Below are 12,610 nucleotides of genomic sequence, written 5' to 3' on the forward strand. Positions count from 1 at the left end.
TCACGGGCATCTGACGGCGCTGGGCGAGCTGAAGCAGCCGGGGCACGCCGACCTCGCCGGCGAAGAGCCCGCGGGAGATGTCGCCCGGGGAGTCCTCACCGCCGTAGGAGCCCAACCAGCCGCCGACGGCGTCGACGTCGATGCCAACCGAAACGAAGATTTTCTTGGACATAGTGTCTCCTCTGGTGGCGGTGGATGTTCCTAGAGGTAGGTTTCGAACACTGCTGGGAATTCTGCTGCCGGCTTGCCGTAGGAAAGCAGGGCGGCGGCGAGGATGCGCGCCTGAAAGGGGTTGAGGTCCAGCGAGGGGATGGCCCCGGCGGCTACCAAATCGATGCCGCCGCCACTGCCATAGGTCGGGACCACAGGACCCCACGGCGCCCTTGTGCTGAGCACGACGAGGCAGCCATTGCCCGTCGCCCGCTTCACAGCCTCGGCGAACCCCGGTCCCGCGTTGCCGACCCCGGTACCGGCCAGCACGACGGCGTCGCTTCCAAGCTGCACGGCGTAATCCAACAGGTCCGGCGTCGCGCCGGGGTAGGCAGTAATGATTTCCACCCGGGTGTTGTCGAACGCGGTCGGCAGTGTCGGTAACGGCGGGTAGCGGCGGGGCGTGGCGGTCACCACAAGCTGGCCGCCCGCCATGTGCGCCACTTCCGTGCCACCGCCGAACGGGCTGCCCGCGGTGGTGTGCACCTTGCGGGCACCCCGGGCGGAACGCACAGTTCCGTCAAAGCAGATCAGCGCTCCGGCCCCGCGCAGCTGCACGTCGGCTGCTGCGCGGACCGCCTCCGCGACGTTGCGCGGGCCGTCTGCGTCGGGACTATCGGCAGTTCGCTGGGCGCCGGTGACCACCACTGGCTTGGGCGAGGCGTGCACGAGGTCGAGCAGGAATGCTGTCTCCTCAAGCGTGTCCGTGCCGTGGGTGACCACCACGCCGTCGGTGTCTGCATCCGCGAGGGCCTGTCCAACCGCCTCGGTAATCAAACGCAGGTCTGCCAAATCCAGCCGGTAGCTGCCAGTGGTCAGTACGTCGCGGGCGCTGACCGTGACATCACCGTACTGCGTTTGGGCCAGCGTGGACGAGGTGTCGGTTGCGACAGCTCCCCCGGTGCCGTGGCTGCGCGAGGCGATAGTACCGCCGGTCCCCAGCAGCTGGATGTGGGCCACCGTGCGCCTCCTTCTCGAGCGAGGGGCCGGCTCCGAAGGGTCGGATCATCTATGCAAAAGCGAGCTGCATCGGTTCAAAAATATGACGCACATCATACCAAGAAGTCAACAATGGGCTGTGCCCCTGCATTGATGAGAAGGCGCGCATGCTCAAATAGGGCCGCCACAGGGCCTTAGCACGGCAACCGATCCAATGCAGCTTTGCCAGCTGCCGCTTACCCCGGTCGCGATCAGTGCAATGGTCCGGCGACACTGGCCGGATGACGGATTGTGGCCCCGGACTACACGGTGCGAGACGCAAGAAGCAATCAACGGACAAAATTGCTGCGCGCTTGGCGGGGGCGCCTGAAACTTGCAATGGCTCACCGCCTGCCAATCTCCGCGGCAGGCGTGACGGCCCTCAGCTTCCCCTTCAGATTGGACTCCTTCATGACTTCGGTACCGTTCAAAGGACCCGGCAGGAGCGGCTTCGCCGGGCGCAGACGCCCGGGCGTCCTGCCCGCTGTCCTGCTGCTGGCCGGCTTCGCCCTGGCCGTCTTCCCCGTCTTCCACTGGATCCCGGATTCAGCCGGCACGGCCATGGCCTATCTGGTGGGCACGGCTACATTCATCACCGCGGCGATCGTGATCATTTACTTCGTGGACAGCGCCGTTAGCCGCCCCGCTGAAGGGGAGGACCAGAGATGAGCACCATCATCGGCTACGGCGCGATCGCGCTCTTCCTGGCCGTCGTCGTCGTTATTCTGGAGCGCTCCCGGGTAAAAACCACGGGATTCAGCGACTACGCCACCGGCGGCCGGACATTCGGCCCCTGGTACCAGGCGATGTCCTTCCTGAACACGTGGCTGGCTGGCTCGGTGTTCATCGCATTTGCTGGAATGGTGGCCGGCGGCGGCGTAATTGGTTACTACCTGGTGTTCTATTCGCTGCTCGCGCTCGCGCTGATGTTCTTCATGGCCCGGCCCGTGCATGAATGGGGCAAAAAGTTCGACCTGCGCACGCAGGCGGACCTACTGGGCTTCCGCTACCAATCCCGCACCGTCCGCCGCGTCGCGGGGCTGATCGGCCTGGTCGCGGCGTTTCCGTGGATAGTCCTGGGCATGCAGTCGCTGGGCCTGGTCTTCAGCCACCTCGGCTTCGGCGCGGTGCCGGCTGCCGGGGCAATCGTGTTGAGCATTCTGGTGTTGGCCTTCCGGCAGATCTGGACTGTGCGGATGGGCATGCGCGGTGTCGTCATTTCAGACATGGTCCAAGGCATCACCGCCTACGGCATCGGCCTGGTGTTGATCGTCGGCCTGCTGGTCTACCTGGTGGTGAATGGCTTCGGCTTCGACAGTGTGCCCAAGGAGTACTTCCTGCTTCCGGGCCCGGGCAGTGAGGCTGGACCGTTGTACTTCGCCTCGCTCGTGCTCACCGGGGCGCTCGGCGGCTGGTGCTGGCCGGACGTGTTTGTCCGTCTGTTCACCGCACGAAGCACCGAGGCCATCAAGAAGTCCACTGCCCTGTCCGCCCTGATCCTGATGGCCTTTTCCACCGGGTTGTGCACCGTGGCGCTGCTGGCTGCGTCCTTCCCGGGTGTTGCCGAGGACCCCAGCTCGGTCTGGTTTATCGTCGCTTCGGTCGGAGGACCGCTGCTCGTGGCGCTGGCCGGCGTCGTAGTCCTGGCCGCTACCATGGGCAATGTCGACGCCCTGATCCAGGCCGCCAGCGCCCAGCTGACCAACGATTTCGGCCGCACGACTCCGGACGCCGACAGCAAGGGCGAGACCCGGTTGGCGAAGGCCGGCACGATCGTGATCACCATTGCCGCTGCGGTGTGCGCGCTGATTTGGCTCGAGGCGCCCGCCCTCTACGTCCTGGCCATCGTCTCCTACCAGGGCATCGTCCAGCTCGGGCCCACCCTGTACTTTGGTCTGTTCTGGCGACGCGGCAACGCCGCGGCGGCGATCGCCGGCATGCTCTCCGGCATCACGACCGCAGCTCTCCTGCAGGTGGCCCACCCGACGTCCGTCCCCTGGCTCGGCGGCGCGACCTCGGGCGTCGCGGGACTGATCGTGAACACCCTTGTCTATGTTGCGTGCGCCTATCTGGTGCGGGTTTCGCCGGAGGAACGACAGCGGGTGGACGCCTTGTTCGACCGTTCGGTCAGCGCCGTGCAGGCGCGCGACGTCGACACCGTCTCAGTTTGAGTCGGTGTTCCGGCCGGACCCCCCGGTGCCGGGGCGACCGCAGGACCGGCCGGTCCCTCGCCTCAGCCTTGGTCGCAGAGCAGGTGGTACCAGCTTTCCGCGAGTACCCCGAGCGCCTGGTTACGGTTCGGTTGTGACGTGCGGCTCGTCCACAGGGTGGAGACGTAGTTGAGCTCTGTGAACGCGAGCGTTCCGCGGAGGTGGTGCGTCTCCTCCGAGAAACGCCCGGCCTGTTGCATGCCGCGGATGAGGTCGGAAATTACTTCCTCACGCCAGTCCTGGAGCAGGGTCCGCACGTCGCGGTCGACCGCCGCGGCCTCTTCGAGCACGTCCAGGTAGGGGCGGAAGCCAGGCCAAAGTGCTGCGCGCGACTCGAGCCAGTCAAGGATGCCTGCCGGCTCGCCCGCGCGGACCACGTCCACGAGCTCTGGGGCTGTCGATGCGCGGTCGGGTCCGTCGGCACGGTCAAGTACCGCGTTCACCCGGGCCATGAAGTCCCTCATCAGATCGCTCCGAGAGGGGTAGTACGCGTAGAACGTCACCCGGGTGGTGCCGGCAGCGGCAGCGATATCGTCGATCGTTGTCGCGGCGTATCCCTTCTCGATGAAGAGTTCGAGTGCCCGTTCGACGATCCGGTCGCGGGTCAGCTGTTTTTGGGCTTCTCGCAGCGACGGCATGAGGCAATCCTCTATCGATGGTGCAGGGACCCCAGTCCGCCAAGGGCGGCGCCCCTGCAGCCGCCGGAATCCTCAGTACTGTCAGGCGTAACAGCTCATCAAAGCTTCACCGGCGTCGCCGGTTGCAGCACCGACGGTCCCGAGTTGGCGAGCCGCCGGAGTTTGGGGATGGGGATGCGGAAGTTGATCGCCGCTGCGGTGCCGGGGCCGTCCACGTTCTCCCAGTGCAGCAGCATCGAGCCGGCTTCGCCGCCCGGCTGCAGGTAGTCCGGCGCCCCGGTCACGGGTGTGGAGCCGATCGCTTTGAGCGACAGCCCGAATCCTTCGGTCCAGAAGTACTGCTGGAAGTCGAGCTCTGGTGCCGCGTTGCCTTTAAGCAGGCCGGCAGCCGCAACCTTGGCCTGGTCGATGGCGCTGGTCCACAACGGCACGCGCCCCACGCCGCCGCCGGTCGGGAAGAACGCCACATCACCGGCGGCAACAACGTCCGGACGGACCCGGCCGCGTGAATCGACGCGCAGTCCCCCGTCGACGAGGAGACCCGAACCGGACAGCCAGTCGATGTTCGGCTCGTCGCCGATGGCCGTGACGACGAGGTCCGCCTCAAGCTGGGTGCCGTCGGCGAGGGCAACCCGAGTCCCCGAGCCGGACTTAACGAGTCGCGCCCTGCTGCCGCTGACGAACCGCAGTCCGTGCCGGGCGGCGGCAGCAGTGAAGATTCCGGACAGGTGGCTGCCGAGTTGGCGCGAGAGGGGCTTCACATCGGAGACCAGCGTGACATCGCAACCGACGTGCAGACAGCCCGAGGCGATCTCCATTCCCAGCGGTCCTCCGCCGACCACGATCACCGAGGGGCGGGCCGCGACCCGCTGCTTGAGCGCCACCGCGTCCTCGATGGTCCGCAGGGTGAGTTCCCCGCCAGGGCCCGCGGGCAGCGGACCCGGGGTGAGCCGCTTGGCCCGGGAACCGGAGGCGATGACCAGGCCGTCATACGGCAGCTCATCGCCTCCGTCGGTCCGCACGATTTTCGCTTCCGGGTCAATGCCTGCTGCGCTGACGCCGAGAAGTTCCACCGCTTCGTGGGTTGGCTCGGGCAGCTCGTGGGCTTGGAGCCCGCCATCGCCTTGCAGCAGCGCCTTCGACAGGGCCGGGCGACTGTACGGTTGGTGCGGCTCGGCCCCGACGACGGTCAACTCGCCGTCGAACCCGTTCGAGCGCAGCGAGTCGCACGCGGTGAGTCCGGCGATGCCGTTTCCGACGACGACGATTCGCCGCATCGTCACTTCTCCGCCAGCCGCAGCGCGGCGACCGGGCAGATCCGCACCGCAGCTTGTGCAACGGCCAGCTCCGCCCCTTGGACCTCCGGGACGTCGATCACCAGTTCGCCGTCGTTGTCGAGGTGCATGAGTTTGGGTGCTGCTTCCTCGCAGAGTCCGTGCCCTTCGCAGCGGGGGCGGTCGAGTTCGATCCTCACACTGCCACCACCTTGACGACGTCGAGCTGTTCGTGGCTGCGGGTGATGTTGCTGGGCGCCCGGACCTCGTCACCGATCTCCAACACCTTCGTCCGGCGGGCGAGGGCCTCGATGATCGCGTGGGCCTCGAGCTTCGCCAGGCCCTGGCCGGCGCACCCGTGCGGCCCGTAGCCGAAGGTGAGATGGTCCACCGGGTTGCGCCTCACGTCGAAGACGTCGGGATTTTCATAGTGCCGCGGGTCGCGGTTGCCGGCGCCGAACAGGATGCCCAACTGGGCTCCGGCGGGAACGGTTGCGCCATCGATCTCGACGTCCCGGGTCGCGGTCCGGCCCCAGATGTGGATCGGGGGCCAGTAGCGCAGCACCTCGGCGAACGCCGCCGGGACGAGCTCCGGGTTCTGGCGAACGAGCTCAAGCTGCTCCGGGTGCCGTCCGAAGAGCGCGACGATGTTGCCGATGGAGGCGATGGTGGTGTCGACGCCGGCGCCCAGGTACTGGTGGATGATATGCCCGGCGGATCCTTTCGGAATGTCACCGCGCGTCTCGGCGTCGAAAATGCCGCGGCCGATCGACCCCGGTACGAGATCGTCGGCGGTGACGGAGGAGCACCAGCCGTACAGCTCGCCGGCGATCGGGAAGCTCTCCTGGGTGCGGTGGTTCATCGGCCCCAGGACCTGCATGGCGGCCTGCCCCCAGCGCAGCATGTTGTCCTTCACATGGCCGCTGAAGCCGATGAGGTCGGCGACGATTTCGAGCGGGAAGGCGCGTGCCAGCGAGTCGATAGCCTCGAAGCTGCCGCTCGCGACGAGCTCGGCGACAAGCTTGTCCGCTTTCTCGTCGATGGTGACCTTCAGTCCGCGCAGAGCGCGCGGTGTGAGGTTTTCCGACAACGTGGCGCGCAGCTGGGTGTGCGCGGGCGGGTCGGAGGCGAGCGAGGTGCCCTGCAGTGCCTCGTTCACCATCGGGTTGAAGCCCAGGCTGGTGGAGGAGAACGTCTCCGGATCGCCGAGGGCGTCACGGATGATGTCGTAGCGGGTCAGGACATAGAGACCGTTCTTCGGGAGGTGGACGACTCCAGCCTGTTCGCGCAGGGCGGCGTAGGTGCTGTAGGGGTCGACGAGGACGTCATCGTCCCAAATGTCGATGTCTGCTCCGATCGGTGCGGTCACGGTGTTCTCCTTGATCGTGGTGGGTGGCGTGAAGGTCGTCGGCCCTCAGAGGGCGGCTTCGGCGTTCTTCTCCGTCGTCTCGGTGGCTGCAGCTGGTGCAGGTCCTGCGGAACGGGTGGAGCAGGTGAGGCGTCTGTCACAGTGTGCCCAGAATCTTTACAACGTGTCAAGTAAAACTATGAAGTGCATCACCGAAGCACACGTTGTCTTGCGTAGCGTGCTACGACTGATGCCCCGTTGGGTGCGCACGCCCAAAAACCTGGCTCCTTGAGGGGACGCCTTAGCGCCGCCCGTGGACCCATCACCGCGGACGCCAGCGGGGAACGCATCCAGAACCCTGGGTGATGATAAGCCGGCAGCTCGTGCGTTCCGCGGCCACCCACCTATCAGCGGTCTAAAGAATCTGCTGGCTGAGTCTGTCTACTCGGCACGAGGGAGGTGGACCCGTTTCATCTCGTGCGCGAGGTGCGGATTCTGCTCATCCAGGTGGTCGATCACGTTCCGCACCACCTCCGGCTGCTTGTTCTGGCTGAGCTTGGCCCTCGCATCGAAGCGTTCCACGCGCATCCGCAGCCCGACGGTACCCTTCGCTGCGCGGCGGGTGCCCTGTTCGTCTTCGCTCAGATGCCGGCCGCCCGGGTGGTGCTGCTCAAAGTGGTCGGTGAGGCGGGTGAGCATTTCGTAGTTCTCGTCGTCGCTGAGAATTTCCGGAATGCCGTAGAGATGTGCGGTGAGGTGGTTCCACGTGGGTACGACGTCCCCGGCCGCGTACCAGCTGGGGGAAACGTAATCGTGCGGACCTTGAATGATGACAAGGATCTCGTGCCTGCCAAGTTCGTGCAGGGTCTCGTCCGGGCGGCCGAAGTGGCTGACGATGGAGATATCCTCGCGGTCTTCCTCCAACAGCACCGGGTAGTGGGAGGCGACCAGTCCGTTGCTGGTCGCGGAAACGAAGGTGGCCCAGGGATGCTTGCGGATGAGGCGCTTGACTTCGTTGGGGTCCGTCATCAGATAGCCCGGCGTGTGGCGCATCCGAAGATTCCTTTCAGGTGGAGCAGCTGGAACTGCCCGGTCCGGGGTGGCATCGCTTCTTGGCGACGTCCGGGGCCGCCGGACATCGGCGGCGTCTCCGCCGCCGACAATCCGTGACTCCCCTCGAGGATAAGAGCCCTGCGCGCGGGCGGCTACCGGAGCGCTCCCTTGCCGCTTAATACGGAGGGGGTGACGATCGTTGGGCTGCGTGCGGTGCCCGCCCCGCAACAACTAACCATGTTCGACCGCCATGTTGGCGAAGCGGGAGTAGTGGCCCTGGAACCCGACCACGATGGTCTTGGTGGGGCCGTTACGGTGCTTGGCCACGATAACGTCGGCTTCACCGGCCCGCGGGGATTCCTTGTCGTAGATGTCCTCACGGTGAAGCAGGATGACCATGTCCGCGTCCTGCTCGATGGAACCGGATTCACGAAGGTCGGACACCATCGGTTTTTTGTCCGTACGCTGCTCGGAGCCACGGTTCAGCTGCGAGAGCGCGATGACCGGGACTTCGAGTTCCTTGGCCAACAGCTTGAGGGCACGGGAGAACTCCGAGACTTCCTGCTGGCGGGACTCGACGCGCTTACCCGAGGACATCAGCTGAAGGTAGTCGAGCACGACCAGCTTGAGGTCGTGGCGCTGCTTCAGGCGACGGCACTTGGCGCGGATTTCCATCAGGGACATGTTGGGGCTGTCATCGATGAACAACGGGGCGTCGTTCATCCGGCCCATGGTGGTGGCTATTTTGCCCCACTGTTCATCCTTGATGGTGCCCTTGCGCAGGTCCTGAAGCCCGATGGTGGCTTCTGCGGAGAGAAGGCGCATGGCGATCTCATTCCGGCCCATTTCCAAGGAGAAGAAAACCGTCGTCATGTTGTTCTTGATCGCTGCCGACCGGGCAAAATCCAGTGCGAAGGTGGATTTGCCCACGGCCGGCCGGGCGGCGATGACGATCATCTGTCCGGGGTGGAGGCCCTGGGTCAGCTCGTCGAGTTCGTAGAAACCGGTGGGAACGCCGGTCATGCCCTCGCCACGGTGGCCGGCTGATTCGATTTCATCGACGGTGCCTTCGATGATGTCTTTGAGCGGGACGTAGTCCTCGGCGGTGCGCCGCTCGGCGACGGCGTAGATTTCAGCCTGGGCCTGGTTGACGATGGCGTCGACCTCGCCGTCCTGCGAGTAACCCAGCTGGACGATCTTGGTGCCTGCGTCGACCAGGCGTCGGAGTACTGCGCGTTCGCGGACGATTTCGGCATAGAAGCCGGCGTTGGCGGCCGTGGGTACGGACTGGATCAGCGTGTGCAGGTAGGCAGGCCCGCCGATGCGGGAAATCTCGCCACGCTTCGTCAGCAGGTCGGAAACGGTGACGGCGTCGGCCGGTTCGCCACGGCCGTAGAGGTCGATGATGGCCTCGTAGATGCTCTCGTGCGCAGGACGGTAGAAGTCCACGCCGCGGAGCACCTCAACGCAGTCGGCGATGGCGTCCTTGGACAACATCATGCCGCCCAGCACGGACTGTTCGGCCACGAGGTCTTGCGGCGGCGTACGGCCGAATTCGGAATCCCGACTTGTTGCCGAATCCGCGTGCGCTAACGACACCGCTGCCTCTTTCTTTGCTCCTGGAAGGGGTACAGCATCCCCTCGGACCTAGAACTATCAAGCGCTTCGGACAAAACTCGTCGAACGGCCGAAAGGCGCGCAGAACCGCAGGCCCGTGAACGGACTCCGAGTGGGATACTCCGCAACGGTAGCCCTCTTCCCGGCTACCGCCAAGCGACTTATCCACTACCCCTGTGGATAAAATGTGGATGCGTGGGCGTGTCTTGTGCACAGACTGTGGGCATAGCTGTGGAAAACAAAGTGAACTGACCAGTAACCACCTCCTGACCTGCGGAAACGTTGTGCACCGGGTGTGGAAGAAAAGAATTTCCCGGTTATTTTTTCCGTCATTTTCGCTGTTGACAGATCTGAAATTGACGCGTACGCAAAAGTTATCCACTCCTTATCCACAGGGGATGAATTACAGCGCTGTCATCCCCGTTACCGCAGGTCGGAGTGAACCACAGGCCGGTGCGCGACGTACGATTCAAGTATGGATTTTGTGGTGCCGTTGCTCATCGTCGTGCTGGTCGTTGTGATTGGCGTGGTGATCGTGCGGTTGGCCTCGCGAAACAAGAACGGCCGCGTCCGCCCGGGCCGCGACTCGGCGGAGGCAACGGCACCAGCCACGAGCAAGGAAGCCGCGGCCGCTGCCAGCGCTCGGTTGAACCAGCAGCAACATACAGCGGTCTACGCGTTCATCGCGCAAGGGCAGGCGTTGGCGGCCATCAAGGAGTACCGCAGCGCAACGGGCGCAGGGCTGAGGGAATCCGCGTCCGCCGTGGCGCAGATGTCAGCGCACCCGCAGCCCTACACCGCACTCCCCGAAACTGTCCCGACCCTTCAGCCAGAGCCTGAGCAGCCCGGAGAGGCAGCACCGGAGCACCAGTTGCAGGAGGAGCCGCGGAAGGCTGCGGCCGAGCGGCCGGAGGAGGAGGAACCGCTTCCGTCACCCCCGGCGCCGCAAGAGGACGACGTCGCAGTACCCCAGGAGTCCGCTCCCGCATCACGACCCGCACACGCGGGATACCGGTACCGGGCCATCGTGTCCAAGGGTGACACGATCAGGGAGGTGGCCAGCACGCGTCTGAACGACGAGGTCTTCGCCCGGATCCGTACCGCGGCGCTAAGCGGCGACCGGGACAGCGCTGTCAGGTTGCTGTTGGCGCACTCGGAAGCAAGCGAGCCGGAAGCCCGCGAATTCGTGGACCTGATTGAGCCGGACGAGGAGCCGTAACTCTCCGGTCCCGGCCCTTCTCGTCCCCGCTGCTGGCAGCCCCTACGGCTTTCTGCAACACTTCATCCCATGGCAGAGAACAAGACGGCGCCCACGGACGTTTCCGTCGACAGCTTCCTCCGGTCCGTGGAACACCCTGTCCGGCGACAGGACGGCGAAACAGTGCTGGAGCTGATGCGGCAGGCCACCGGGCAGGAACCCGTGATGTGGGGGCCGTCGATCATCGGCTTCGGCAGCTACCACTACAAGTACGCCAGCGGCCGCGAGGGCGACGCTGCGGCCATCGGTTTCTCGCCGCGGAAAGGCAACCTGGCGTTGTACGGGCTGACATACGCCCCCGAGTCCGCTGCCCTGCTGGAGCACCTGGGCAAGCACAAGACCGGCGCCGCCTGCCTCTACGTCAACAAGCTGGCAGACGTCGACCTCGACGTGCTGACGGAGCTGATCGAGCTCGGCTACCGGCACATGACCACCGCTGACCACGAGTCCCTGCAGAGCCAGCGCTAACCCGGCCGGGTCAGATCTCCACCGTCCCGCTGATCACCGCCGCTACGGTGCCTCCCACCCAAACATCCTCGGCGTCGGATTCGATGTAGAGCCGGGCATCCCGACCGAGCGCTGTTCCCTGGCGGACAGAGTACGCGGCGGGGGCCGTGCCCTCGGCGATCAGCCACTGGGCCAGCGCGGCGTTCAGGCTGCCGGTGGCCGGATCCTCCGCCGGGAGGTCTTCGAAGCCCATGAGTCCGCGGACTTCAAAATCAATCCCGGCCCCCCGCGGGTGGGCGCCGATCAAGCCCACACCGAACGGTGCCAGGGCCGCATAGTCGGGCACGACGTCGAGGACCGCCTCGGCGTCCCGCAGCTGCAGGGCCTGCCATTGCGGGCCGTTGTCCGCCCACTCGTGGCGCAACACGTCGTCGCGCTCGATTCCCAGGGCAGCACAGATCTTGGCGACATTAACGTCGGGAAGCGGTCCGGTACGCCGCCGGGGCGGAGCAGCGAAAGCCAGCCGTGCGCCGTCGTGCTTGACCTTGACCAGGCCGGCGCCGCACTCCTGGATGACGGTGCCGTCCGCCTTCGGCTGCCCGCCACCGGAGAGCCAGACGTGCGCCGTGCCCAGCGTTGGGTGGCCCGCGAAGGGCAGCTCGCCGCTGGGCGTGAAGATCCTGACCCGGTAGTCGGCGTCCGGGCTCTCGGGCGGCAAGAGGAAGGTGGTCTCGGAGAGGTTGGTCCAGTTGGCGAAGCGCAGCATCTGCCCGTCACTCAAGGATCCGGCTCCCGAGACCACGGCCAGCGGATTGCCGGTGCAGGGTCCGGTGGCGAAGACGTCCACCTGGCTGAACTCGTGTGTGCTCATGAATTCCAGCGTACCGGGCGTTAACCACTGCAGGCCGGGTCCTGAACGGACCCGGCCTGCAGTGACTGTGAAGCTGTTAGCCAGCAACGACCTTCAGGTCGATGACGGCGGAGACCTCTTCGTGCAGACGCACGGTTGCCTGGTAGTCGCCCACCGACTTGATGTGCTCGGTCAATTCGACCTTGCGCTTGTCGATGGCGCCGAGGCCGGCGGCCTCGACAGCGGAAGCAACGTCGGCCTGCTTGACGGTGCCGAACAGACGGCCAGACTCGCCGGCCTTGACGGTCAGCGTGACCGGCTTGGAGGACAGCTTGGCAGCAAGCTGCTGCGCGTCCTCCAGGGATGCAATCTCGCGGGCGGCACGTGCAGCCTTGATGGACTCCACCTGCTTTTCCCCGCCCTTGGTCCAGGTCAGGGCGAAGCCGCGGGGCAGAAGGTAGTTACGGGCGTAACCGTTCTTTACCTCGACGACGTCGCCAGCAGTGCCGAGACCGGTCACTTCGTGGGTCAGAATGAGCTTTGCCATGTCAGTACTCTCCTCTTCGCTTCGCTTAGCCGCGGCCAGCGCCGGAGTAGGGCAGCAGAGCAACTTCGCGGGCATTCTTAATGGCCAGTGCGATCTTGCGCTGCTCCTGCACGGTGACGCCAGTCACGCGGCGGGCGCGGATCTTTCCGCGGTCAGAGATGAACTTGCGCAGCAAAGCTA

At 65.5% G+C, this 12,610-nt stretch carries 14 protein-coding genes and 1 pseudogene; 4 read left to right on the forward strand and 11 right to left on the reverse strand.

What is annotated here, in order from left to right; all coding sequences use genetic code 11:
- Positions 1-172, reverse strand: a pseudogene (locus tag AC5RWT_RS28345) (polysaccharide deacetylase family protein); the annotation flags it as partial.
- A gap of 29 nt (positions 173-201) precedes the next feature.
- A complete protein-coding gene (locus AC5RWT_RS28350) occupies positions 202-1,170 on the reverse strand; it encodes an asparaginase (RefSeq protein ID WP_494083099.1) in 969 nt (322 codons plus the stop codon).
- A gap of 429 nt (positions 1,171-1,599) precedes the next feature.
- On the opposite strand from AC5RWT_RS28350, the gene AC5RWT_RS28355 reads away from it, so the two are divergent.
- Positions 1,600-1,857, forward strand: a complete 258-nt coding sequence (locus AC5RWT_RS28355; RefSeq protein ID WP_493967207.1) for a hypothetical protein — start codon at positions 1,600-1,602, stop codon at positions 1,855-1,857.
- On the forward strand, positions 1,854-3,359 hold the full coding sequence (locus tag AC5RWT_RS28360; RefSeq protein WP_494083100.1) for a sodium:solute symporter family protein: 1,506 nt from the start codon (positions 1,854-1,856) through the stop codon (positions 3,357-3,359). The genes AC5RWT_RS28355 and AC5RWT_RS28360 overlap by 4 nt, the downstream gene beginning before the upstream one ends.
- 62 nt (positions 3,360-3,421) lie before the next feature.
- On the opposite strand, the gene AC5RWT_RS28365 is transcribed toward AC5RWT_RS28360, so the two are convergent.
- The 6 genes from AC5RWT_RS28365 to dnaB form a co-directional block, all read right to left on the reverse strand.
- Positions 3,422-4,036, reverse strand: coding sequence for a TetR/AcrR family transcriptional regulator (locus AC5RWT_RS28365; protein ID WP_494083101.1), 615 nt, complete (start codon positions 4,034-4,036; stop codon positions 3,422-3,424).
- 98 nt (positions 4,037-4,134) lie between these two features.
- Positions 4,135-5,313 carry an NAD(P)/FAD-dependent oxidoreductase gene (locus AC5RWT_RS28370; RefSeq protein ID WP_494083109.1) on the reverse strand — a complete coding sequence of 393 codons (1,179 nt, stop codon included), beginning with the start codon at positions 5,311-5,313 and terminating at the stop codon, positions 4,135-4,137.
- A 2-nt stretch (positions 5,314-5,315) separates the two neighbouring features.
- A complete protein-coding gene (locus AC5RWT_RS28375) occupies positions 5,316-5,510 on the reverse strand; it encodes a ferredoxin (protein WP_494083102.1) in 195 nt (64 codons plus the stop codon).
- Positions 5,507-6,679, reverse strand: a complete 1,173-nt coding sequence (locus AC5RWT_RS28380) for a cytochrome P450 (RefSeq protein WP_494083103.1) — start codon at positions 6,677-6,679, stop codon at positions 5,507-5,509. The genes AC5RWT_RS28375 and AC5RWT_RS28380 overlap by 4 nt, the downstream gene beginning before the upstream one ends.
- Positions 6,680-7,099: 420 nt before the next feature.
- The gene (locus AC5RWT_RS28385) at positions 7,100-7,711 is read right to left on the reverse strand and encodes an FMN-binding negative transcriptional regulator (RefSeq protein WP_494083104.1); all 612 of its coding nucleotides are present in this window, start codon (positions 7,709-7,711) and stop codon (positions 7,100-7,102) included.
- Between the two features lie 231 nt (positions 7,712-7,942).
- Positions 7,943-9,310: a replicative DNA helicase gene (dnaB, locus tag AC5RWT_RS28390; protein ID WP_493967214.1), complete on the reverse strand. Its 1,368-nt coding sequence runs from the start codon at positions 9,308-9,310 to the stop codon at positions 7,943-7,945.
- A 493-nt stretch (positions 9,311-9,803) separates the two neighbouring features.
- Here dnaB and AC5RWT_RS28395 point away from each other — a divergent pair, with 493 nt between their 5' ends.
- The gene (locus AC5RWT_RS28395) at positions 9,804-10,547 is read left to right on the forward strand and encodes a hypothetical protein (protein WP_494083105.1); all 744 of its coding nucleotides are present in this window, start codon (positions 9,804-9,806) and stop codon (positions 10,545-10,547) included.
- A gap of 69 nt (positions 10,548-10,616) precedes the next feature.
- Entirely contained in the window at positions 10,617-11,054 is a 438-nt protein-coding gene (locus AC5RWT_RS28400; RefSeq protein WP_494083106.1) for a DUF1801 domain-containing protein, read from the forward strand.
- 10 nt (positions 11,055-11,064) lie between these two features.
- Here AC5RWT_RS28400 and AC5RWT_RS28405 read toward each other — a convergent pair whose 3' ends face one another.
- The 3 genes from AC5RWT_RS28405 to rpsR all read right to left on the reverse strand — a co-directional run.
- Positions 11,065-11,904 (reverse strand): PhzF family phenazine biosynthesis protein, encoded by an 840-nt coding sequence (locus AC5RWT_RS28405; RefSeq protein ID WP_494083107.1) that lies wholly within the window; start codon positions 11,902-11,904, stop codon positions 11,065-11,067.
- A 76-nt stretch (positions 11,905-11,980) separates the two neighbouring features.
- Positions 11,981-12,430 (reverse strand): 50S ribosomal protein L9, encoded by a 450-nt coding sequence (gene rplI / locus AC5RWT_RS28410; RefSeq protein ID WP_494083108.1) that lies wholly within the window; start codon positions 12,428-12,430, stop codon positions 11,981-11,983.
- 25 nt (positions 12,431-12,455) lie between these two features.
- Positions 12,456-12,610, reverse strand: a 155-nt coding sequence (gene rpsR, locus AC5RWT_RS28415) for a 30S ribosomal protein S18 (RefSeq protein ID WP_494083110.1), incomplete at its 5' end; no start/stop codon positions are given.

The organism is Arthrobacter sp. Dra40 (assembly GCF_059091905.1).